Source organism: Prauserella oleivorans (genome assembly GCF_042685745.1).
Classification (GTDB): Bacteria; Actinomycetota; Actinomycetes; order Mycobacteriales; family Pseudonocardiaceae; genus Prauserella_A; species Prauserella_A oleivorans.
Genome location: NZ_JBHUNT010000001.1, coordinates 922,443 through 943,539, shown reverse-complemented (window position 1 = coordinate 943,539; position 21,097 = coordinate 922,443). Strand labels below are relative to the sequence as shown.

Annotated in this window: 19 protein-coding genes, 1 tRNA gene and 1 pseudogene; 8 read left to right on the top strand and 13 right to left on the bottom strand. The window is 69.5% G+C overall.

The window, feature by feature from the left end:
* Nucleotides 1-8: 8 nt before the first annotated feature.
* The 4 genes from grpE to ACFSZT_RS04635 all read right to left on the bottom strand — a co-directional run bounded on the left by grpE (nucleotide 9) and on the right by ACFSZT_RS04635 (nucleotide 5,006).
* On the bottom strand, nucleotides 9-725 hold the full coding sequence (grpE, locus tag ACFSZT_RS04650) for a nucleotide exchange factor GrpE (RefSeq protein ID WP_377396002.1): 717 nt from the start codon (nucleotides 723-725) through the stop codon (nucleotides 9-11).
* Nucleotides 722-2,575, bottom strand: a complete 1,854-nt coding sequence (dnaK, locus tag ACFSZT_RS04645) for a molecular chaperone DnaK (RefSeq protein WP_377395999.1) — start codon at nucleotides 2,573-2,575, stop codon at nucleotides 722-724. The genes grpE and dnaK overlap by 4 nt, the downstream gene beginning before the upstream one ends.
* A 162-nt stretch (nucleotides 2,576-2,737) precedes the next feature.
* The gene (locus ACFSZT_RS04640; protein ID WP_377395996.1) at nucleotides 2,738-4,207 is read right to left on the bottom strand and encodes an alpha/beta hydrolase; all 1,470 of its coding nucleotides are present in this window, start codon (nucleotides 4,205-4,207) and stop codon (nucleotides 2,738-2,740) included.
* Between the two features lie 25 nt (nucleotides 4,208-4,232).
* Nucleotides 4,233-5,006, bottom strand: coding sequence for a DUF4097 family beta strand repeat-containing protein (locus ACFSZT_RS04635; protein ID WP_377395993.1), 774 nt, complete (start codon nucleotides 5,004-5,006; stop codon nucleotides 4,233-4,235).
* 186 nt (nucleotides 5,007-5,192) lie between these two features.
* Here ACFSZT_RS04635 and ACFSZT_RS04630 point away from each other — a divergent pair, with 186 nt between their 5' ends.
* Nucleotides 5,193-5,732 carry a YbhB/YbcL family Raf kinase inhibitor-like protein gene (locus ACFSZT_RS04630; protein ID WP_377395990.1) on the top strand — a complete coding sequence of 180 codons (540 nt, stop codon included), beginning with the start codon at nucleotides 5,193-5,195 and terminating at the stop codon, nucleotides 5,730-5,732.
* Nucleotides 5,733-6,180: 448 nt separating this feature from the next.
* Here the strand turns inward: ACFSZT_RS04630 and ACFSZT_RS04625 are convergent, their stop codons facing one another.
* Both ACFSZT_RS04625 and ACFSZT_RS04620 read right to left on the bottom strand, forming a co-directional pair.
* On the bottom strand, nucleotides 6,181-6,756 hold the full coding sequence (locus ACFSZT_RS04625; protein ID WP_377395987.1) for a TetR/AcrR family transcriptional regulator: 576 nt from the start codon (nucleotides 6,754-6,756) through the stop codon (nucleotides 6,181-6,183).
* On the bottom strand, nucleotides 6,753-7,079 hold the full coding sequence (locus ACFSZT_RS04620; protein ID WP_377395985.1) for a DMT family transporter: 327 nt from the start codon (nucleotides 7,077-7,079) through the stop codon (nucleotides 6,753-6,755). Before ACFSZT_RS04620 ends, ACFSZT_RS04625 begins: the two co-directional genes overlap by 4 nt.
* Before the next feature lie 149 nt (nucleotides 7,080-7,228).
* On the opposite strand from ACFSZT_RS04620, the gene ACFSZT_RS04615 reads away from it, so the two are divergent.
* The 5 genes from ACFSZT_RS04615 to ACFSZT_RS04595 all read left to right on the top strand — a co-directional run bounded on the left by ACFSZT_RS04615 (nucleotide 7,229) and on the right by ACFSZT_RS04595 (nucleotide 13,585).
* Nucleotides 7,229-9,517 (top strand): (Fe-S)-binding protein, encoded by a 2,289-nt coding sequence (locus ACFSZT_RS04615; RefSeq protein ID WP_377395982.1) that lies wholly within the window; start codon nucleotides 7,229-7,231, stop codon nucleotides 9,515-9,517.
* 212 nt (nucleotides 9,518-9,729) lie between these two features.
* A complete protein-coding gene (locus ACFSZT_RS04610; protein ID WP_377395979.1) occupies nucleotides 9,730-10,563 on the top strand; it encodes a DUF742 domain-containing protein in 834 nt (277 codons plus the stop codon).
* Nucleotides 10,564-10,606: 43 nt separating this feature from the next.
* A complete protein-coding gene (locus ACFSZT_RS04605; RefSeq protein WP_377395976.1) occupies nucleotides 10,607-11,212 on the top strand; it encodes a TetR/AcrR family transcriptional regulator in 606 nt (201 codons plus the stop codon).
* Nucleotides 11,196-12,821: an acyl-CoA dehydrogenase family protein gene (locus ACFSZT_RS04600; RefSeq protein ID WP_377395973.1), complete on the top strand. Its 1,626-nt coding sequence runs from the start codon at nucleotides 11,196-11,198 to the stop codon at nucleotides 12,819-12,821. Before ACFSZT_RS04605 ends, ACFSZT_RS04600 begins: the two co-directional genes overlap by 17 nt.
* A complete protein-coding gene (locus tag ACFSZT_RS04595; protein ID WP_377395970.1) occupies nucleotides 12,812-13,585 on the top strand; it encodes a crotonase/enoyl-CoA hydratase family protein in 774 nt (257 codons plus the stop codon). Before ACFSZT_RS04600 ends, ACFSZT_RS04595 begins: the two co-directional genes overlap by 10 nt.
* Here ACFSZT_RS04595 and ACFSZT_RS04590 read toward each other — a convergent pair.
* Nucleotides 13,579-13,881 carry a CAP domain-containing protein gene (locus ACFSZT_RS04590; protein WP_377395967.1) on the bottom strand — a complete coding sequence of 101 codons (303 nt, stop codon included), beginning with the start codon at nucleotides 13,879-13,881 and terminating at the stop codon, nucleotides 13,579-13,581. The two genes, ACFSZT_RS04595 and ACFSZT_RS04590, sit on opposite strands and share 7 nt — an antisense overlap.
* Between ACFSZT_RS04590 and ACFSZT_RS04585 the strand changes: the two genes are divergently transcribed.
* The gene (locus tag ACFSZT_RS04585) at nucleotides 13,829-14,326 is read left to right on the top strand and encodes a hypothetical protein (RefSeq protein WP_377396366.1); all 498 of its coding nucleotides are present in this window, start codon (nucleotides 13,829-13,831) and stop codon (nucleotides 14,324-14,326) included. The genes ACFSZT_RS04590 and ACFSZT_RS04585 overlap by 53 nt on opposite strands.
* A 225-nt stretch (nucleotides 14,327-14,551) precedes the next feature.
* Here ACFSZT_RS04585 and dcd read toward each other — a convergent pair whose 3' ends face one another.
* Both dcd and ACFSZT_RS04575 read right to left on the bottom strand, forming a co-directional pair.
* A complete protein-coding gene (dcd, locus tag ACFSZT_RS04580; protein ID WP_377395964.1) occupies nucleotides 14,552-15,133 on the bottom strand; it encodes a dCTP deaminase in 582 nt (193 codons plus the stop codon).
* Between the two features lie 18 nt (nucleotides 15,134-15,151).
* Nucleotides 15,152-16,394 (bottom strand): annotated as a pseudogene (locus ACFSZT_RS04575) (oxygenase MpaB family protein).
* 127 nt (nucleotides 16,395-16,521) lie between these two features.
* Here ACFSZT_RS04575 and ACFSZT_RS04570 point away from each other — a divergent pair.
* A tRNA-Gly gene (locus ACFSZT_RS04570) sits at nucleotides 16,522-16,592 on the top strand.
* 94 nt (nucleotides 16,593-16,686) lie between these two features.
* On the opposite strand, the gene ACFSZT_RS04565 is transcribed toward ACFSZT_RS04570, so the two are convergent.
* From ACFSZT_RS04565 to ACFSZT_RS04550, 4 genes are all read right to left on the bottom strand, one after another.
* Entirely contained in the window at nucleotides 16,687-16,998 is a 312-nt protein-coding gene (locus ACFSZT_RS04565) for a hypothetical protein (protein ID WP_377478165.1), read from the bottom strand.
* Nucleotides 16,999-18,539: 1,541 nt separating this feature from the next.
* Complete coding sequence (locus ACFSZT_RS04560; RefSeq protein WP_377395954.1) at nucleotides 18,540-19,010, bottom strand: hypothetical protein; 471 nt, start codon at nucleotides 19,008-19,010, stop codon at nucleotides 18,540-18,542.
* A gap of 160 nt (nucleotides 19,011-19,170) precedes the next feature.
* Nucleotides 19,171-19,632, bottom strand: a complete 462-nt coding sequence (locus tag ACFSZT_RS04555) for a hypothetical protein (RefSeq protein WP_377395951.1) — start codon at nucleotides 19,630-19,632, stop codon at nucleotides 19,171-19,173.
* Nucleotides 19,633-19,791: 159 nt separating this feature from the next.
* The gene (locus tag ACFSZT_RS04550; protein ID WP_377395948.1) at nucleotides 19,792-21,027 is read right to left on the bottom strand and encodes an MFS transporter; all 1,236 of its coding nucleotides are present in this window, start codon (nucleotides 21,025-21,027) and stop codon (nucleotides 19,792-19,794) included.
* Nucleotides 21,028-21,097 lie beyond the last annotated feature (70 nt).

The window sequence follows — 21,097 nt, the reverse complement described above, 5'->3', positions numbered from 1 at the left end:
GCATGTCGTCAGTTCTTCTGCTCATCGGTGTCGACGGGCAGCTCGCCACCGACCGGCGGGTCGATCGGCTCCTCCTGCGGCGCGGAGTCGGCCGCGGGTTCGTGATCGGTGACCGCCACCAGCGCCGCGCGCAGCACCCGGTCGCCGAACCGGTAGCCGCGGCGCAGCACGGCCGACACGGTCGGCCCGGTGACGTCGGGCGACGTGCTGTGCTGCACAGCCTCGTGGACGCTCGGGTCGAACGGCTCGCCGTCCTTGCCGAACGCCTCCAGGCCCGCCCGCTCCAGCGCGCCGACCAGCTTGTCGGCCACGGCCTTGAACGCGCCGGTGAGGTCACCGTGCTGCTCGGCCCGCTCGAGGTCGTCGAGCAGCGGCAGCAGATCGTTCACCAGCGACGCCTTGCCCGCCGCGGCCACCTGTTCCCGGTCGCGGTCGACCCGCCTGCGGTAGTTGGCGTACTCCGCCTGGACGCGCTGCAGGTCGGCCGTGCGCTCCTCGAGCTGCTTCTCCAGGTCGGCGCCGGCCGGCGCCGCCTCCTCGGCAGCACCGGCCTCCGCCGGGGTGGAGCCGGCGGGCGCCTCGGTGGGCGCGCCGTTCGACTCCTCCTTCTCGGCAGCCTCGGGCTTGCGCAGCTCGCCGGTCTCCGGGTCGATCTTGCGACGATCCCTCACGACCACTGGCTCCCGCTGTTCCCGTGCTTCGGTGTCGTCGTAGCGCTCGGTCACTTCTTGTCGTCCTCGTCGACGATCTCGGCATCAACCACGTCGTCGTCGGCCTTGGTGGACGAGGAGGTGTCGCCGGCGGCGCCGTCGGCACCGCCGCCCGCCTGCGCGCCCGTGTTGGCGTACAGGGCGGTGGCCAGCTCCTGGGAAGCCGAGTTCAGCTTCTCCATGGCCTCCTTGACCTTGGCGATGTCAGTGCCCTTCAGCGCCTCGTTGGCCTCGTCGATCGCGGTCTTGACCTTGCCCTTGAGGTCCTCGGGCAGCTTCTCGTCGTTGTCCTTGACGAACTTCTCGGTCTGGTAGACCAGCGTCTCGGCCTGGTTGCGGGTCTCCGCCTCCTCACGGCGCTTGCGGTCCTCCTCGGCGTGCGCCTCGGCGTCCTTGACCATGCGGTCGATGTCCTCCTGCGGCAGCGCGGAGCCACCGGTGATGGTCATCGACTGCTCCTTGTTGGTGCCGAGGTCCTTCGCCGTGACGTGGACGATGCCGTTGGCGTCGATGTCGAAGGTGACCTCGATCTGCGGCACGCCGCGCGGTGCCGGCGGGATGCCGGTCAGCTCGAACATGCCGAGCTTCTTGTTGTGCGCCGCGATCTCGCGCTCACCCTGGAACACCTGGATCTGCACCGACGGCTGGTTGTCGTCGGCCGTGGAGAAGATCTCGGACCGCTTGGTCGGGATGGTCGTGTTGCGCTCGATGAGCTTGGTGAACACGCCACCCTTGGTCTCGATACCCAGCGACAGCGGGGTGACGTCGAGCAGCAGGACGTCCTTGACCTCGCCCTTGAGCACACCGGCCTGCAGGGCCGCGCCGACCGCGACGACCTCGTCGGGATTCACGCCCTTGTTCGGCTCCTTGCCGCCGGTCAGCTCCTTGACCAGGTCGGTGACGGCGGGCATCCGGGTGGAGCCGCCGACCAGCACCACGTGGTCGATGTCGGCCACGGAGATGCCGGCGTCCCGGACGACGTTGTTGAACGGCTGCCGCGTGCGCTCCAGCAGGTCGTTGGTGATCCGCTGGAACTCGGCGCGCGAGAGCGTCTCGTCGAGGAAGAGCGGGTTCTTGTCCGCGTCGACCGTGATGTAGGGGAGGTTGATGTTGGCGCTGGACGAGCTGGACAGCTCGATCTTCGCCTTCTCCGCGGCCTCCTTGATGCGCTGCAGCGCCATCCGGTCCTTGGTCAGGTCGATACCGTGGCTGGCCTTGAACTTGTCCACCAGCCAGTCGACGATCCGCTGGTCCCAGTCGTCACCACCGAGGTGGTTGTCACCGCTGGTGGCGCGGACCTCGACCACGCCCTCGCCGATCTCCAGCAGGGAGACGTCGAAGGTGCCGCCACCGAGGTCGAAGACCAGGATGGTCTGCTCCTTCTCGCCCTTGTCCAGGCCGTAGGCCAGGGCCGCGGCGGTGGGCTCGTTGACGATGCGCAGGACGTTGAGCCCCGCGATCTGGCCCGCCTCCTTGGTGGCCTGCCGCTGGGCGTCCTCGAAGTAGGCGGGCACGGTGATGACCGCGTCGGTCACCTCGTCACCGAGGTAGGCCTCCGCGTCCCGCTTGAGCTTCATGAGCACACGCGCGCTGATCTCCTGCGGCGTGTAGTGCTTGCCGTCGATCTCCTTCTTCCAGTCGGTGCCCATGTGCCGCTTGACCGACCGGATGGTCCTGTCGACGTTGGTGACAGCCTGGTTCTTCGCGGGCTGCCCCGTGAGCACCTCGCCGTTCTTGGCGAAGGCCACGATGGACGGGGTGGTCCGGGAACCCTCGGAGTTGGCGATGACCGTCGGCTCACCGCCCTCGAGCACCGAGACGACCGAGTTGGTCGTTCCAAGGTCGATGCCGACCGCTCGCGCCATGTGTCTTCCCTCCTGAATAATGCTGTGCGTCCGCCTTGAGCGGGGTTCACTCAAGTTCTATCCGAGTGAGCGAGACCCGTCAATTCAGACTTGAGTCAGCTCGGCTCAATCTTCCTACCAGCCCAACGATGCAGGCCGGTCCGTTGTTCCCGCCGGGCCTGCTCAGGTGGCCGGACAGGTCGTTCCCCGGGCCGGCAGGGTCGCCGTGAGCAGGTAGTCCACGGCCTTCTGCCGGCCGCACGAGGAGTTGAGCAGCGCGCTGTGCCCGTCCCGGTCGTCGACGAGCACCCGGCTGCCGGGCATCCGGCGGCTCAGGCCGTACGCCCACTGCAGCGGCGTCGCCGGGTCGTGCGTCCCGCCGATCACGAGCGCCTCGACACCGTCGACGTAGCGGTGGCCGGGCGGGTTCTGCGCGGGCACCGGCCAGCCCGCGCAGCCGATCGCGAAGTCCCAGAACTCGGCGTACCGCCACATCGTCGGCGCCACGTGCCGCATCCGTTCCGCCTGCGCCCGCACCTCCGCGGGGCCGCGCGGGTCGTCCCGGAAGTCCTGGCAGCCCACGGATCGGTACGCCGGATAGTCCGGCCACACGAACCGGAGCCGCTGCGCGAAGGCGTCGCCGTCGGGTTCGGGCGCGGTGGCGGCGGCCAGCGCCTGGCCGAGCCCGGCCCAGGCCGCCTTCGCGTTCAGGTGGATGTAGACGGCCTTGGTGACCTCGTCGCCGGTCAGCGACCTGCCGAGACTCGGCGCGGGCACGCCGTGCGCCGCGAGCCGCTTCACCAGGGCGTGCACGTCCTCGCCGCGTACCGCGCACGCCGGGTCACCCGCACACCACGCGGCGAAGCGGTCCAGTGCCTCCTCCGTGGCAGCCGCCTCGTCCACCGCCGCGTCGGCGCTGGGCAGCGCGTGGTCGACAGCAGCGTCGAGCACCATCGCGCGCACGTGCTCGCCGAACTCCGCGGCGTAGAGCTCGCCGATCTCGGTGCCGTAGGAGGTGCCGTAGAAGGAGATCCGCTCCTCACCCATCGCCGCGCGCACGGCATCCATGTCGCGCACGACCCTGAGCGTGTCCACGTGACCGAGCAGGGGCCCGGTCCGCTCGAGACACGCCTCGCCCGCGGCCCGGTTCGACTGGACGCGCGCGTCGAAGGCCGCGCGGTCGGCCGGGAAGGCGGCGATGTCCGGGGCGAGAAGCAGGTCGGCGTCGCAGCGCACGGGACTCGACTTCCCGACCCCGCGCGGATCCATTCCGACGACGTCGAACCGCTCACCGATCTCCTTGCCCTCGGGCATGGCGGTGATGAAGCCGGTGGCCGCCACCACGTCGGTCGTCACCCCACCCGGGCCGCCGGGGTTGACGAACAGCGTCCCGATCCGCCGCTCGGGGTCCTTGGCCGGAATGCGGTTCACCGCGATGTCGATCGTTGGTCCATCCATATCGGACCAGTCGAGCGGCACGGCGACCGTGGCGCATTCGAGTGTCTTCGCCGTGTTCTCGGTGGCGCACGGTGTCCAGTGGAGACGGTCGGGCTCGGCCGCCACCGGCGTCGCACCCGTCGAGAGCAGCGTGGCCACCGCCAGCGCGGTGAGCGCGCCCCGGCCCAGCGTGTTCATGAACCTGTCGTCCCCCACGTCGTCGTTGTCGCCGGCCGGCGGCCTACTTGCCCCGGACGGTGATGTCACCGCTCGAGGCGTTGAGGTCCAATGTGTTCGGTGAGCTCCCGTCGACGACGACGTCGATGTTGCGCTCACCGCTCTCGGTGTCCCCTTCCACGCGGTACGCGCCCTCGGGAACGGACAGGTCGATGTTTCCACTCTCGACACTGGCGGTGACACTCCGGGGGGCGGTCAGCGCGAGCGTGACGTCACCGGAGGACATGGTCGCCTCGACGGGCGCGGCCAGCTCCTCGCCCTGGATGTTGCCCGAATCGCCCTCGACCCTGACGGTGCCGGACAACCGGTGTAGCTCGACGTTGCCCGAGTCGGCGCCGACCGCCACCGGCCCCGCCACGTCGTGCACCGTGACGTCACCGGAGCCGGTGAGCACGTCCACCGACGCCACGCCCTCGAGGGTGAGGTCGCCCGAGTCGCCGGCACCCGACACTGCCGTGCCGGGCGGTACGACGACGTCATAGTCCACCGAGCACCAGTCGCCGCAGCCGTGCAGCCGCAGCGTCGATCCGAGGACGACATAGGCGTTGTCGTGCCGCCCCCAGCGGTAGGTCAGGGACTGCCCCACGGTGGTCGCGCGCGCGTCGGGGTCCACGCGGATGCGCACGTCGCCCGAGTCGGTGGCCAGCTCGATCCTGGTCACCCGCTCGGTGACCGTCTCGGTCGCCTCGGCCGACGACGGCCACACCCAGCCGAACGCGATCCCGGCGCCCACGAGGATCAATGCCACGCCACCCACGGCCAACCCCGTGCGCGCCATCGTGGAGTCCCTTCTGCGTAGTCGTCCCTGTGCCGATCAAGCTAGAGCAGCGGGCACCCGCAGACATCGGGGTGAACCCCCGAATCGACCCTGGGGCCACCCCGAAGAGTGCGGCGGGTGAACCGCGCCGGTTGTCACTAGCCTTTGCAGGGCCACCGCTCGAGCTTTCAGGAGGAGAAAGAACTCATGTCCCGAGCTCAGAACCCGTACGACTCGCTTCCGGAGGTTCCGGCCTTCCTGCTGCGCAGCAACGACGTCTCGGACGGCGAGACGCTCGCCAAGCCGCAGCTGTCCGGCATGATGGGCGCGGGCGGCGAGGACCGCTCGCCGCACCTGGCCTGGTCGGGCTTCCCCGCGGAGACCAAGAGCTTCGCGGTGACCTGCTTCGACCCGGACGCGCCGACCGGCAGCGGCTTCTGGCACTGGGCGGTGTTCAACATCCCGGCCTCGGTCACCGAACTGCCCGCGGGCGCGGGCGACCCGGGCGGCGCGAACCTGCCCGAGGGCGCCAAGATGCTCGCGGGCGACGCCGGCGTGAAGCAGTACATCGGCGCCGCGCCGCCGCCCGGACACGGCCCGCACCGCTACATCTTCGCGGTGCACGCGCTCGACGTGGAGTCGTTCGACATCCCCGAGGACGCCCGCCCGGCCTTCCTCGGGTTCAACATGTTCGGTCACACCCTCGCCAGGGGCGTTCTGACGGCCATTTACGAGAACAAGGGCTGAGCACTCCGAAAGGGAGTCGTGCGGGCCGTGACCGGCCCGCACGACTCGCTCACCACCCTGCCTACTACCACTTTCGAGTGATTAGCGGGAAATAAACGTGAACGTGATTCACGTCATGGCCGAGCCCCGCGCTGGCGCTTCTACCAGTGGAAATGCTCAAAGCAGCCCTCCACCGAGCGGCGTGGAAACGTGGCCGCAAACGCCGTTAACAGCACGGACACAACGGATCGCTTTGATTCACGCCGTCGACGGGAATTGACCCGCAACCGACTCCACCGGAAAAACCGTCGGCGAAGAATTCCACGAATCAAGGAGATCCCCATGGAAATTGTCACCGGTCTGCTCAACACCGTTCTCGGCCTCGCCAGCGGCCTGCTCGGCATCTTCTAGCTCCCCGGACCGCACGCCGCGCCGCGCGTCCCCCGGCCCGGCGCGGCGTGCCCCGTCCTCAGCGCGGTTTGAGCAGGTAGTCCACCACCGGCCGCAGCTCCTCGGCCGTCGGCGGCTCGTCGTCGATGAGGCCCTGGATCAGCAGGCCGTCGATGCCGGCGAGGAACACCCGGAACGCCACCTCGTCGTCGTGGCGCACCATCGACGTCAGCACGTCGAGCCAGCGGCGGGCGGCCGGCCGCAGCTCCGGCCGCCGGGCCGCCAGCAGGTACAGCTCGTACTCCGCCATCGTGCGACCCCGGCGCGGACCGATCGCCTCGGCCAGCAGGTTCGCGACCTCCTCGGCGCCCCGGCTCCCCCGTGAGCGGGCCCGGTCGATCATCCAGTACACCTCCGTGGCCATGTCCCTGGCGCACTCGATGAGCGTGGCGATCAACAGGTCGTCGAGGCTCGCGAAGTGATACGTCGTGGACGTCGTCGGTACGCCCGCCTCCTTGGCCACCGTGCGGTGGGTGACCCCGGCGACGCCGTCTCGTTCGATGACCCGCAGCGTCGCCTCGATGATCTCGGCACGCCGCTTCTCGCCGCGAGCCTTGCGGCCGTCCACCCGCTGCCGCGCCCCACGCGGCGTCACTGCACCGACCTCCCCAGCTCCAGCAGCACCACACCGCCGATCACCAGCGCGAGCCCCAGCACCATGGTCGGGTTCATCGCCTCCTTGAAGAACACCGCACCGATCACGGCCACGAGTGCGACGCCGACGGCGGCCCAGATGGCGTAGGCCACGGCCACCGGCATGGTCTTCAGCGCCAGACCGAGGCAGACGAACGCCGCCGCGTACCCGGCGACGACCACGATCGACGGCCCGGTCCGGCTGAAACCCTCGGACAGCTTCAACGAAATGGTGGCCGTGACCTCTGCGACGATCGCACCAGCGAGGAGTAGATACGCACCCATGGACACCGACAGTATCTGAACTATCGTCCCACTAATAGCGAGGCGTCCACCACATCGGTGGGACTTGTCCGTCGGCGATCGATTACTCCTCAGTAGAAAGGGATACGCTCCCGTCACCCACCACGAAGACCGAACCGAAAGGCCCGATCATGGGTGCACTGCAGATCACGCTCGGCGTGATCGGCGTTGCCGTCAGCGTTGTCGCTTGGGGTGTGTTCGTCGCCGGCGTTGTCCGCCAGGTACGCATCATCCGGCTCGGGCAACCGGACGCGACGCGGAACGGACCGTTCGTCCCGCGGATGCGGACGCTCATCACGGAGTTCGCCGCGCACACGCGGATGAACAAGTTCCGGCACGTCGGGCCATGGCACTGGCTCGTCATGTGGGGCTTCCTGCTCGGCTCGCTGGCACTGTTCGAGGCCTACGGCGAGGTCTTCCAGCCGCACTTCGCATGGCCGATCATCGGGCATTGGGAGCCCTGGCAGCTGCTGCTCGAGCTGCTCGGCCTCGGCACCGTGGTCGGTGGCGTCGCGCTGGCGATCATCCGGCAGCTCAACCACCCCCGCCGCGCCGACCGGCAGTCCCGGTTCGCCGGCTCGAACCTCGGGCAGGCCTACTTCGTCGAGGCCGTGGTGATCATCGAGGGCATCGGCATCCTCGGCGTCAAGGCGTTCAAGATCTCCAGCGGGATCGAGGACCCGGCCCTGTGGTCGAGCTTCGTGACCCAGCCGCTCGCGCAGATTCTCCCGACCAGCACCGCCGCCGTGTCGGTCATGGCGCTCATCAAGCTGCTGTCCGGCATGATCTGGCTGATGGTCGTCGGCCGGAACCTGACCATGGGTGTGGCCTGGCACCGGTTCAGCGCGTTCTTCAACATCTACTTCAAGCGCGAGGCCGACGGCGCCGTCGCGCTCGGCAAGCTCAAGCCGATGATGAGCGAGGGCAAGCCGCTCGACTTCGAGGAGGCCGACCCCGAGAAGGACGTCTTCGGCGCCGGCCGGATCGAGGACTTCAGCTGGAAGGGCTGGCTCGACTTCTCCACCTGCACCGAGTGCGGCCGCTGCCAGTCGCAGTGCCCGGCGTGGAACACCGGCAAGCCGCTTTCGCCCAAGCTCGTCATCACCCAGCTGCGCGACCACGCCTACGCCAAGGCGCCGTACCTGCTCGCGGGCGGCAAGAAGGACATGACCGGCGAGGAGATCGGCCTCACCGGCGACAACCCGTACGAGGGCATCGACGTCCTCGCGCTGGCCGAGGCCGAGCGCCCACTGGTCGGCGATGACGGCGGCGTGATCGACCCCGACGTGTTGTGGTCGTGCACCACCTGCGGCGCGTGTGTCGAGCAGTGCCCGGTGGACATCGAGCACGTCGACCACATCGTCGACATGCGGCGTTACCAGGTGATGATCGAGTCGAACTTCCCGACCGAGCTGAACACGCTGTTCAAGAACCTGGAGAACAAGGGCAACCCGTGGGGCCAGAACGCCAAGGACCGCCTGGCCTGGGCCGAGGACCTCGACTTCGAGGTGCCCGTGTTCGACGGGGACCTCGGCGACGCCGAGTACCTGTTCTGGGTCGGCTGCGCGGGCGCGTTCGAGGATCGCGCGAAGAAGACCACCCGCGCGGTGGCCGAGCTGCTGCACATCGCGGGCGTGAAGTACACGGTTCTCGGCCCGGAGGAGACCTGCACCGGTGACCCGGCCCGGCGGGCGGGCAACGAGTTCGTGTTCCAGATGCTCGCGCAGCAGAACGTCGAGGTGCTCAACTCGGTATTCGAGGACGTGGAGCCCGCCAAGCGCAAGATCGTGGTGACGTGCGCGCACTGCTTCAACACGCTCGCCAACGAGTACCCGGACCTCGGCGGCCACTACGAGGTCGTGCACCACACGCAGCTGCTCAACCGCCTCGTGCGGGAGAAGAAGCTGACGCCCGTCGCGCCGATCGCCGAGGACGTCACCTACCACGACCCGTGCTACCTCGGCAGGCACAACAAGGTGTACGAGGCTCCGCGTGAGCTCGTCGGCTCGTCCGGTGCGCAGCTGCGGGAGATGCCGCGACACGCCGACCGGTCCATGTGCTGCGGCGCCGGTGGTGCGCGCATGTGGATGGAGGAGAAGATCGGCAAGCGCATCAATATCGACCGCGTCGACGAGGCGCTGGGCACCGCGCCGTCGAAGATCGCGACCGGCTGCCCGTTCTGCCGCGTGATGCTCACCGACGGCGTCACGGCGCGGCAGAACGACGGCAAGGCGGCCGAGAGCGTGGAGGTCGTCGACGTGTCGCAGCTGCTGCTGTCGGCCGTCAAGCGTGGCGAGGCGAAGAAGCCGGTTCCGGTCGGCGCCCCGGAGCCGGGTGGCGAGGCGGAGGCCGACGGTCGCGCGGACATCCCCACCGACCAGGTCGGCACCGGCACCACACAGCCGGACGAGGACAAGTAGCCGCATGTCAGCGGGCGTCGTGCCGGATTTCCCGGCGCGGCGCCCGCTCCCGTTCGCCATTCGGCGCACGGTTTTTACCTGGCGGCAACATTCGTCCACAGTAGAGCGCCCACAATGCGCCTGGACATGCCGAGTAGCATGGTCCAACCTCGCAGCCACCGACGCCCGCGAGGTCACAAGCACCAGGCAGTGCGAGGCGATCAGGCGTGGGTATGGGCACCCCGGACGAGAATGCGGACCAGGCGGCCGAGCGGGCCGTCGGCCGAGCCGGTGCGCGCTTTCCCTCGGCGAAACAGCGCGCGAAATTGGGTATCGAGGAACCACAGGAACCGACAGGCCGCCGGACCTCGGCCGGCACCGGCGCGCGCTTTCCCTCAGCGAAGCAACGCGAGGCGCTGGAACACAGCGAGCCCGAGCCGCCGCTCGAGGACACCGACCGCGGCCGCAAGAGAAAGAAGAAGGACCGCTCGCGGGTCGGCCGCTCGGGCGCGCGCTTCCCGTCGGCGAAGCTGCTGGAGCAGTTCGAGGAGCACGACGAGCCGGAGCAGCGGCACGACGACGAGGCGGCCGATGCGGTCGAGCCGCCGGAACCGCCCGCCGAACCCGCTCCCGAACCGCAGCCGCAACCCGCCGAGCCGCCGGGTCCGGGCACACGCCGCGAACGCGTCCTCGCCACGCCCGACGAGGAGTACGACGCGCTCGAGGAGCACCGGCTGCGGGTCCGGCCCTACGTCATCACGCGCGGTCGCACCGAGGCCAGGGACGATCTCGCCCTCGAGACGCTGATCTCCACCAACCCGGACGGCCCGTGGCACAGCCAGGCGCCCAACGCGGAGTACCAGGCGGTGCGGAGCCTGTGCCGGCAGCCGCGCTCGGTCGCCGAGGTCGCCGCGCTGCTGTGGGTGCCGCTCGGGGTCGCGCGGGTACTGCTCAGCGACCTCGCCGACGCGGGCCTGGTCCAGGTGCACGCCGCCCGGACATCGCTCGACGGCCGGCCCGACTTCGCGCTCATGCAGCGCGTGCTCGAGGGGCTGCACCGGCTCTGAGCGACCTTGCCTGAAGCACTGAATCGGTGCTTCACTTCTTGGCATGGTGTACCGGCGCACCCCCGAGATCAGGGCTCGCCTGGAGTCTCAGCGCGCCGCCATCCTCGAAGCCGCCATCGACCTGCTCGCCGAGAGCGGCTACGCCGGCTGCTCCATGGCCGCGGTGGCGAGCAAGGCCGGAGTCGCGACCGGAAGCGTCTACAAGCACTTCCCCGGTAAGGCCGAACTCGTCGCCGAACTCTTCGGCCTCGTGGTGACGCGCGAGGTCGAGGCCGTCGAGCAGGCCGCGGAACAGCCGGGCGAGGTGCCCGAGCGCGTGGTCGCGGTGGTGCAGACGTTCGCCGACCGCGCGCTCAAGGCACCCCGGCTCGCCTACGCCCTGCTGGCCGAGCCCGTGGACGCCCCGGTCGAGGAGCAACGGCTGGTGTTCCGGCAGGCGTTCCGCGATGTCGTGGCCCGCTGGGTGGCCGAGGGCGTCCGCGCCGGGGTCCTGCCGCCGCAGGACGCCGACCTCACCGCGGGCGCGATCATCGGCGCGGTCGCCGAGGTCCTGACCGGCCCACTCACCTCCGGCGGCACGGACGCCGTGCCCGAACTGTGCCTGTTCACCCTCCGCGCGCTAGGAGCCACCCATGCCACCCACGCATGACGTCGTCAACCAGGTTCCCCCGCTCGTCGACCACGACGTGGCCGACGACCCGGCGCTGCTGGAAGGACTGCGCCGCGAAGGAGCCGCCTGGGCCGAGCCGGAGGTCCACGAGCTCGGCCTGCTCGCGGGCTCCGAGCGGGTGCAGGAGTGGGGCAGGCTGGTCAACGAGAACCCGCCCACACTCCGCACCCACGACCGGGTCGGCCACCGGATCGACGAGGTGGAGTTCCACCCGCACTGGCACGACCTGATGGACGTCGCCGTGTCGCGAGGACTGCACGCCGCGCCGTGGCGGGACAACCGGCCCGGCGCGCACGTCGCCAGGGCGGCGAAGTTCTACGTGTGGAGCCAGAACGAGGCCGGGCACACGTGCCCGATCTCCATGACCTATTCCGCCGTACCCGCGCTCCGGCACGCCCCGGAGCTGGCAGCCGAGTACGAGCCGCTGCTCGCCGCGCCCGTCTACGACTACGGCCTGCGCGTTCCGGCGACCAAGAACGGCCTGATCGCCGGCATGTCGATGACCGAGAAGCAGGGCGGCTCCGACGTCCGCGCCAACACCACCACCGCGCGGCCCACCACCGAGGGCACCTACGTCATCACCGGGCACAAGTGGTTCACGTCGGCGCCGATGTCGGACGTCTTCCTCACCCTCGCCCAGGCACCGGCCGGGTTGTCGTGCTTCCTGCTGCCCCGCGTGCTGCCGGACGGCACCCGCAACCGGATCCACCTGCAGCGGCTCAAGGACAAGCTCGGCAACCGGTCCAACGCTTCGGCCGAGATCGAGTACGACAGCGCCGTCGGTTGGCTGGTCGGCGAGGAGGGCCGGGGTGTCCGCACGATCATCGAGATGGTCAACAACACGCGGCTCGACTGCGTCATCGGCAGCGCCGCCGGGATGCGGTACGGCGTCGTGCGAGCCGCCCACCACGCTCACCACCGCGAGACGTTCGGCACGCGGCTGCGCGACCACCCGCTGATGGCGAACGTGCTCGCCGACCTGGCCGTCGAGTCGGAGGCGGCGACCACCGTCGCGCTGCGGCTGGCAGGGGCGAGCGACCGCGTGGCGGCGGGTGACGAGCAGGAGGCGGCATTCCGCAGGCTCGGCCTCGCGGTGACGAAGTACTGGGTGTGCAAGCGGGCTCCCGCGCACGCGGCAGAGGCGCTGGAGTGTCTCGGCGGCAACGGCTACGTCGAGGAGTCCGGCATGCCGAGGCTGTTCCGCGAGTCGCCGCTGTCGTCGATCTGGGAGGGCTCAGGCAACGTCGCCGCCCTCGACACGCTGCGGGCCATGGGCAAGCAGCCGGATTCGGTGGAGGCGTTCTTCGCCGAGGTGGAGCTGGCGGCGGGCGCCGACGCCCGGCTGGACGAGGCGATCGCCCGGGTGCGTAAGCAACTGGCCGACCTCTCCGACATCGAATTCCGGTCCCGGCGCCTGGTGGAGTCGCTGGCGCTGGTGCTGCAGGGCTCACTGCTGGTGCGGCACGGTGATCAGGCTGTGGCCGACGCTTTCTGCGCGTCCCGCCTCGGCGGCGACTGGGGCATCGCGTTCGGGACCCTGCCCACCGAGGTGGACACGCGGGCCGTCCTCGCGCGGGTGTGGCCGTGACCGCGGTCCGGGTCGAGCGCTCCGGCGCGGTCACCACGGTGGTGCTGAGCAGACCCGATCGGCGCAACGCCGTCGACGGGCCCACCGCGGCCGCGCTGGCCGGCGCGTTCCGGGAGTTCGACGCCGACGACACGGCGAGCGTGGCCGTGCTGTGGGGCGAGGGAGGCACGTTCTGCGCGGGAGCCGACCTCACGGCACTCGGCACCGAGACGAGCAACCAGGTCACCGACGACGGCGACGGCCCGATGGGCCCGACCCGGCTGCGGCTGCGCAAGCCGGTGATCGCGGCCGTGTCCGGCTACGCCGTGGCCGGAGGGCTCGAGCTGGCGCTGTGGTGTGACCTGCGGGTCGCCGAGGAGGACGCGGTGCTCGGGGTGTTCTGCCGCCGCTGGGGAGTGCCGTTGATCGACGGCGGCACCGTGCGGCTGCCGAGGCTGATCGGCACCTCGCGGGCCATGGACCTGGTGCTCACCGGCCGTGGAGTGCCCGCGGCCGAGGCGCTGTCGATCGGGCTGGTGAACCGCGTGGTCCCGGCCGGTGAGGCACGCGCGGCGGCCGAGGAACTGGCCGCGGAGATCGCGCGCTTCCCGCAGACGTGCCTGCGCCATGACCGGCTGTCGCTGCTGGAACAGGAGGGCCTCGGCGAGGACGAGGCCATGGCGAACGAACTCCGGCACGGCAAGGTGTCCCTGGCCGCCGACGCGCTCGCCGGAGCCCAGCGGTTCGCCTCCGGCGAGGGCAGGCACGGGGCGTTCGGTCAGTAGCCGAAGTCGAGCGTCCAGTACCAGCCGTCGGAGTTCACGCCCACGCCGATGGCGGTGACGTCGCAGTCGAGGATGTTGTCGCGGTGCGTCTCGGACGTCATCCAGTTCTGCAACACCGCGTCGGCCGAGGACAGGCCCATCGCCACGTTCTCGGCGGCGGGATCGGGATAGCCGTAGCTCTCCACCCGCTCGTCGAACGACGTGCCGTCCGACGACTCGTGGGAGAGCCGGTTGTGGGTGGCCATGTCGTCGCTGTGGGCCTGCGCCGCCGAGGTGAGGTTGCTGTCGACGCGCACCGGTGCGCAGCCGGCGCTCGCGCGCTCGCGGTTCACCCCATGGGCCAGCTCACTGGTCGGGGAGTCGGTCCGTTCCGGCGACGACGTGGTGGTGCCGGGGCTCGCCGACGTGGTCGGCTCGCTGCTCGACGCGGGCGTCCCGGTGTCCGTCGGCCGCGGGGACGTGGTGGGCCGCTCCGGCGAGGTGCTGTTCGGCAGCCTCGAGACGGCGGCCGGCCGGTCACCCTCCCGGCCAGGCGCAGCCGGCGTCACCGGTCGCGGGCGGCTCGGCTGCTCCGCCGAGGGCGCGCGTGTGACCGAGGAGCTCGCACCCGGCTCGGTGGTCGCGCTCGTGCCCGTAGCGGGCCCGGTGACCTCGGTGGTCGGCTCCGCGGGAGGCGGCGCGGCGTCGGACGACGACGGCGTGGTCGACTCCGGGACGGCGCGTCGCAGGGAGCCGTTGTAGGAGCTGTCGGATTCCTGGTCCGGCATCGTGACGGCGGTGTCGCCGTCGCCCCCACTCGGCTCGAGCCACAGGAAGTGGCTGCCTGCCGCGACCGCGACACCCGCGAGCACGCTCAGCAGCACCAGCACGGACCGGATGCGCGAACTCGGGGTGGACACAGCGGGGCAAGCTACCACCAACGGGTGAGTTACTGAACCGTTATGTGAGCCGGAATGCGGGTGGGATTCACCGGCGAGTGTCGACGCGGTCGAAGTTCTTGTATGCGCGGCTGGGCGTGGGACCGCGCTGCCCCTGGTAACGGGAACCGGCCTGGCTGGAGCCGTAGGGGAACTCGGCCGCGCTGGTGAGCCGGAACAGGCACAGCTGGCCGATCTTCATTCCGGGCCACAGGGTGATGGGCAGGTTCGCGACATTGGAGAGCTCGAGCGTGATGTGCCCGGTGAACCCCGGGTCGATGAACCCGGCCGTCGAATGCGTGAGCAGGCCCAGCCTGCCGAGCGACGACTTGCCCTCGAGGCGGCCCGCGAGGTCGTCCGGCAGCGTCAGGATCTCGTACGTCGAGCCGAGCACGAACTCGCCGGGGTGCAGCACGAACGGGTCGTCGCCGTCCTTCTCGACGAGCGAGGTGAGCTCGTCCTGCTGCAACTGCGGGTCGATGTGGGTGTACTTGGTGTTGTCGAACACGCGGAAGAAGCGATCGAGACGCACGTCGATGCTCGACGGCTGCAGCATCTTCGGGGTGAACGGGTCCACCCGGAGCCGCCCCGAGTCGAGCTCTTTGCGGAGGTCACGGTCGCTCAGTAGCACCCGAACACCCTAGCCGGATCAGGCCGCGGGCTGACTCTCGGTCCGCATGTGACGTGCGTAGGTGCGATCCACGCGGAACAGCTTGCCGATCCGCTCGGCGTAGTGCCGGCGTCCCTGCTCGCCGATGCGTTCCTGCAACATCGTCGCACCCGGCACCCACTGACGGACGGTTTCCGCGGCGAAGTTCGCAGCCGCGGCGGCGACCACGACGCCCTGCGCGACCGGGTCGTTCGGCAGACCGAGGAAATCGGCGTTGGTCTTGCCGAGGACGAGCCTGCTGATCGAACCGTGCACCCGGACCGACACGTGGGACAGCACCTTGCCCACGGCGCCGCGGCCCTGGCCGACCTCGGCGTGCGTCTCGAGCAGGGCGGTCGCGAGTCGGCGGGAGTCGTCGTCGGGGATGAACTCGGTGGTCGCGAGCAGCCAGAGCAGCCGCCACGCGTCCTCCTCCGTCGCGGGCAGCAGCTCCCCGCTGATGCCCATGAGCCAGCCGACGTAGCGCCAGAGGTGATGGATGTCGGCGCGTTCGTCGTCGGTGTAGCGCACGCCCAGCAGCTGCATGCCCAGCACGTAGACCAGCGAGAACAGCAGCAGCGTGCCGACAGTCTGCACTTGGTTGACCGGGCGGTCCCACGCGGCGTAGTCCCAGTCGGCGCGCCGGTTCATGGCCGCCCGGACATGTGCGTGCACGAGCCGGACGCGGAGCGCGGAGGCATAGCCGTGCTCCCCGACGCGCAGCGCACCGGGGGTGGTCACGTCGATCCACCAGTTCGTCGTCTCGACCAGACGCCTGCTCGCCATGCGTTGCAGGAGTGCCCCGGTGCCGACCAGTGGCTTCGTCGCGCGGGAGGCCAGGTAGCCGCCCATCAGCGACATGTCGCCGAGCGGGAACAGCCCGAGCAGGCCGGTGCGGGTGATGGCGCGGGCGCCGTGGTCGATGCGCGCACGGTCGACCCAGTACGGCGTGGCCTCGGCGGAGCGGAAGAAGTCGAGGAGCTCGGGGGGGCGCGTCGGGGACGGCGTCGATGCCGTGCCGCAGGGCGCGCTCGAACAGCTCCCGACCCGTGCCCGCGGGCATCCGGTGCATCATGGCGACCACGGCGTCGGCGAGCGGATCCTCCTGCTGGGCGAACTCGCGCAATCGACGCACCTGCCGCTCGGTACCCCGCAGGTCACCGGGTGCGAACAGCCGCGTGGCGAGCCGAAGCCCGCCCTGGCGCAGCAACTCGGGGTCCGGCAACCGCTGCTCGTCCGCCATCGCACGCTCCTGCCCTCGGCTGCCCCTCGGCCCAGACAACAAGTGTTGTCACTTTGTCGCGGCGTCGTCAAGCGGGAGAGGGGCTTTGCGAACGGGGGATCAACACCGTGTATGATTTCGGTGCCGTGCGGATGTAGTTCAATGGTAGAACATCAGCTTCCCAAGCTGAGAACGCGGGTTCGATTCCCGTCATCCGCTCTCACCACGAAGGCCCAGGTCAGGAGCCGTCCACTCCAGACCTGGGCCTTCGTCGTATCAAGATCAACTCGGCTGGCGTGCCATTAGCGTGCCATTAGGTCGCCGGAACCAGCGCGCCCGAGCCGTCATCGTCATCGTCATCCGGGCCGTCGGGGTCGTCCTCTCCCCGTCGGTGCTTCTCCACAAGCTCGGACAGCCGATCCGCAATCCGCCGGTCGGCCTCGCTGGTGGCCCGCTGGTAGATCAGCGCGGCCCGCATGTCGTCATGGCCCATCCGCGCCATCAGATCCTTCGTCGAGGTGCCGGCCTTCGAGGCCCAGATGTTGCCCGCGCGCCGCCGCCGGGCCCGCCCGGCCTCCCGCTGACGCTCCGGCCGGCGGCCCCGGCGCACCCGACTGCACGCCACCCGACCAGCCAAGGCACCCGGCAACCGCGGCTCACCTCGCAAGTCCCCTTCTCGCCCGGCGATCGTCTTACGCCGCGCCGACCGCATCAAGGGCGCCTACGGCGTCGCTCCGCGATGAGCTGCGCTCACCCTTGAGCTGGCCACCACGGCGCAAAGGACCGGCAAGGGCGAAGGCGACGGGGGAGAATTAACGCCACCCTCGCTATTTCGCCTCAAGGTCCCTTCGAGATGCGACGCTCCAAGCGGTACGCCACCAGCCACGATCGGCCGACCACGCCTCGGGTGCTCATCGAGCCTGCAATCCAGAGGTGGCTGATGCCTTCGGGCAGCCTCCCCGCGGGCTCGTCGATGTCAGCGGGCGGCTCCCGGCCTTCCAGCCGGTGCTGGATCGAATAGGAGCTACCGATTGTCGCCCATATGAAGATGTGCCGCTCGGAAGCCCCTGGTGCGCAAGAAGCTTGGCCTGTTTGTTCGGGTGCTTCGCCATGACGCCGACCGCCCAATCTCCCAGCGCAGCAGACCCCGCGAACCCTGTCCACCCCTCCGCGCGTAGGTACACAGTTCCCGCCGGAATGTGGTCGGCCGCGTAGGACATCCACACTCCAAGTGATCTTGCGAGCTCGAATAGCTCCGTTCTCCAGCGCACCCGCCGAAGATCCGTATACCCGGCCCTCTCCAAGCCTCCGAGGAGCTTCGGCAAAGCCGCCTCCACGCGACGTAGGTCCGCTCGATGGCTGAGCACGATGTTCCAACCGTGTTGGAGGCCCTGGATCGTTATGGAGTGCCCGGCCTTCTCAAGCGCATCCCACATCTTGTTGAACTGGCGATCGTGGTCAGCGAGTATCTCCATCCCCCCACGCGCCCGTCTGGGTAGCAGACCAGAGCGTCCACCATCGACGGCAGCGAGTTGTCATCGTGACACCTAACCGGGACGCCCAAAGCTTCCGAGACGATCATCCGCGCCGCTCGCTCTTCTGGCCGTTCCTCCTGTGGCATACCTCGTTATCGCCGCCCACAGCTCAGCGCCACAGCCGCACCGGCGAGCGTGCCATCAGCGTGCCATTAAGGCCGGTCAATCACGGTCAACAGCAGCACCCGCGTACGTCCTCGCCCGCAGGTCAGAGCCGTTTCCAACACGATCACGCTGGTTCCCAAGCTGAGAACGCGCCTGGGCCCCCTACTTTCCGCTCGGCGGCACCTTTCCCGGCTCGGCGAAGGTCACCCACGAGCCCGTGGTCCAGCAGATCGCCCAGGAGGTCGGCGCCACCCCGGCGCAGGTGGGCCTTGCCTGCTGCTGCACCACGCCGACAACACCCTGCTCATCCCGGGCACGACCTCGCTGGCCCACCTCCAGCAGAACGTCGCCGCGGGGTCGGTGGACCTGGACGCGACGCCATGGCTCGCCTGGACGTGATGAAGCCCGCTGCCGGGATCCGCGGATTTCTCAACCGCCTGCGCCGCCCTTACCTGCCGCGGCAAGGGCACGACATCGCATCACTACGCTTCGAATGCCGCGACAGGTTGGCGAAGCTGGAGCTCGATCAAGACCTCAGGTGAGGCGGAAAGTCGAGCAGGAGGTAATCCCTCGCGCGCTTGTTGGTCTCCGCGCCTCCCGCATGGACCGAATGCAGAATGCCGTTATAGACCAAGTCCCACAACTCGTGGTTCTGCTGCAGCGCGAAGGTTTTCACCCGCACCGAACCGCCATACTTGTCGGTCATATCGATCACGTGCGCAGCACCGTCGACGAACACCTTGACCGTCGTCAGCTCGTACGTCTTGATGAAGATGTCCTTGCCAATGCCCAGCCAGTCCGCACCAGCCGACATTCGGCCAGTCCGCCCCATCAGCAGGAACACGAACGGCCACGGCAGCAAAAGCAGCCACATCCACCAGTAGCCCACCCAGCCGAACCCGCCCTCCTTGACTGTTGCGAAAACCACGCCAATCAATGTCAAGATGAGGCCGGAAACAACGCGTCCTGTTCGGTCGGGGTAAAACCACTCCAGCATCCTGCCCTCACCAGGCGGAGGCTGGAGAACCTCGACTTTCCGGCCTCACGGCGACCACCAGGCTTGGCACCCTCCGACTCCAGCGGAGCACGAGGAGGACGAGGTTCGCCCGTGTCAGGATCAGGCTTCGGGGGAAGGCTAGCGATATCCATACGAACACCTAAAATAGGTCGCCGAGAAAGTCGCCGACAGCCTTGCCGGCTTTGCCGATCGCGTTACCCGCATCAGAAGGACGGTCCCCGGCCCAGTCCGCCGCGTCACCTGCCATGCCGGCAACGTCGTCGCCCCATTCTTCGATCGCAAAGCCGACTCCCGCCGAGACCAGCGCGCCACCTGCAACGGCCCAGCCTACCGGCCCACCAGCCGCAGCGATGCCGGCAGTGGCCAACGAGCCAGCAACAAAGCCTCCGACACCAGACGTGACCGCGGTCGCCGGATCTTTGCCACCCGCGATATCCAATCCAAGGCCAATACCAGTGATCACGCCACCCACAATCGGGAACTTACTTCCCACCTTTGCCGCTCCGCGCAGTACGGAATTTGCAATGGGTTTCTGTGCCTGATTAAAGTCGAGGTTCGCGGTCAGCAAGGACTTCGCATTGCTGTGAAGCTTGTCCGCCATGCGGGCCGTCCGAGTAGCGACCGCGTTGTTGAGCTCCGCCTGTTTGGCGAGCCGGCGACGAACTCGTCACCTGGCGCCCGGGCCCGCTCGAACTGCCCGACCTGCAACCACGCGCCGACTTCCTGTGCGACCTGCTCGACCGCGCCGGCCTCTGAGCCGTCACGGCCTGCCCGGTCGCTCGGCACCGCGGGGACAGACGGACGCCACCGCCGCACCGGCCAGCGGCACGAGCCCGGCTGCCACGGCGGTGACCCAGGACGTCGCCGTGGCCAACGGGTACGCCACGGTCACCAAGCCGACGGCGACGGCCGGGCACGCGGAGCCGAGATAGAAGGCCAGGTACAGCGCTCCGGTGACACCGCCACGCCTGCCCGGGGGTGCGATCGCGTCGATGGCAGCCGCGGCACCACCGTAGGCCAGCCCGTGCCCGGCGCCGGCCACGACGGCGGCGCCCAGGGTCGCCGACGTCGAGCCACCCGCGGTGAGCGCCAGCACCCCGAGACTGACCAGGAGGGCGGCGAGTCCAGCGAGCTGCGCGGTCCGGGCGCCGATGGTTGCCACGAACGGCTGGGTCAGCACCGAGCAGACCAGCACCGCTCCCAGGATGCAGCCGGTGACCGCCGGATTGGTTTGGGTCGAGCGGTCGAGCAAGGTCGGGATCACCGCCAGGAACAGGCCGGCCACCGCCCAGGCAAGAAACCCGGTCGCCGCGGCCGAACCGAACAGCAGTCCCGTGCCGCGTGGGATCTTCGGACGAGTCGGCCGCCATCGCAGACCCCGTGGGCCCGCGAGGGCCAGCCCCGACACCCGGCGCCAGCACACCCACAACAGCGCCAGGTGCAGGACGTACGGAAGAACCCGCGGCGCAGGCGCGTACTGCACGAGGACACCACCCGTGATCGGGCCGGCCGCCGTACCCGCCACGAAAGCGATACCGGCCAGCACCGCCCCGCTGACTCGGCTGCCCGGGCGGGTCCCCTCGCCGATCAGCGCGCCCGCCGCCCCGGTCGCCGCGCCCAACGCGATGCCCTGGGCGGCCCGCCCGGCCAGTAGCCACGTCGGCCCGGACGCCAGCGCGAAGCAGGCCGACCCGACCGCGGCGGCCGCGACGGCGACCCGCAGCATCGACCGTGGACCCACCGCGTCGGACGCGGATCCGAACAACAGCAGAGCAGGCGCACTGACCACGGCGAACGTGGCGTAGAGCAGCGTCATCGTCAGGTCGCTGATCGCGAAGACGCCCTGGTAGACGGGATAGAGCGGACTCGGCAGGTAGGCCCCGGCGGTGAGCACGACCAGCACGTACACACCCGTGCGCGCCCGGTCCTGATCGCCGGTACTCGACGCGGATGCCCCTCGGTAGTCGGCCGCACCGGAACGTTCTGTGAGCACCACACCCACAGCTTGCCTGTGCTGACTTGTGAGGTGAATCAAACGTTTTTCGAGCTGACCGTGCAAAATGTTC

Excerpts from the sequence above, each read along its gene's own strand:
- ACFSZT_RS04610 (WP_377395979.1), top strand. The coding sequence starts at position 9,730 with ATGGGCACCCCGGACGAGAATGCGGACCAGGCGGCCGAGCGGGCCGTC.
- ACFSZT_RS04560 (WP_377395954.1), bottom strand. The coding sequence starts at position 19,010 with ATGCTGGAGTGGTTTTACCCCGACCGAACAGGACGCGTTGTTTCCGGC.
- ACFSZT_RS04630 (WP_377395990.1), top strand. The coding sequence starts at position 5,193 with ATGTCCCGAGCTCAGAACCCGTACGACTCGCTTCCGGAGGTTCCGGCC.
- dnaK (WP_377395999.1), bottom strand. The coding sequence starts at position 2,575 with ATGGCGCGAGCGGTCGGCATCGACCTTGGAACGACCAACTCGGTCGTC.
- ACFSZT_RS04600 (WP_377395973.1), top strand. The coding sequence starts at position 11,196 with ATGCCACCCACGCATGACGTCGTCAACCAGGTTCCCCCGCTCGTCGAC.
- ACFSZT_RS04620 (WP_377395985.1), bottom strand. The coding sequence starts at position 7,079 with ATGGGTGCGTATCTACTCCTCGCTGGTGCGATCGTCGCAGAGGTCACG.
- ACFSZT_RS04605 (WP_377395976.1), top strand. The coding sequence starts at position 10,607 with ATGGTGTACCGGCGCACCCCCGAGATCAGGGCTCGCCTGGAGTCTCAG.
- ACFSZT_RS04555 (WP_377395951.1), bottom strand. The coding sequence starts at position 19,632 with ATGGCGGACAAGCTTCACAGCAATGCGAAGTCCTTGCTGACCGCGAAC.
- ACFSZT_RS04635 (WP_377395993.1), bottom strand. The coding sequence starts at position 5,006 with ATGGCGCGCACGGGGTTGGCCGTGGGTGGCGTGGCATTGATCCTCGTG.
- ACFSZT_RS04585 (WP_377396366.1), top strand. The coding sequence starts at position 13,829 with ATGTCGTCGCTGTGGGCCTGCGCCGCCGAGGTGAGGTTGCTGTCGACG.
- ACFSZT_RS04615 (WP_377395982.1), top strand. The coding sequence starts at position 7,229 with ATGGGTGCACTGCAGATCACGCTCGGCGTGATCGGCGTTGCCGTCAGC.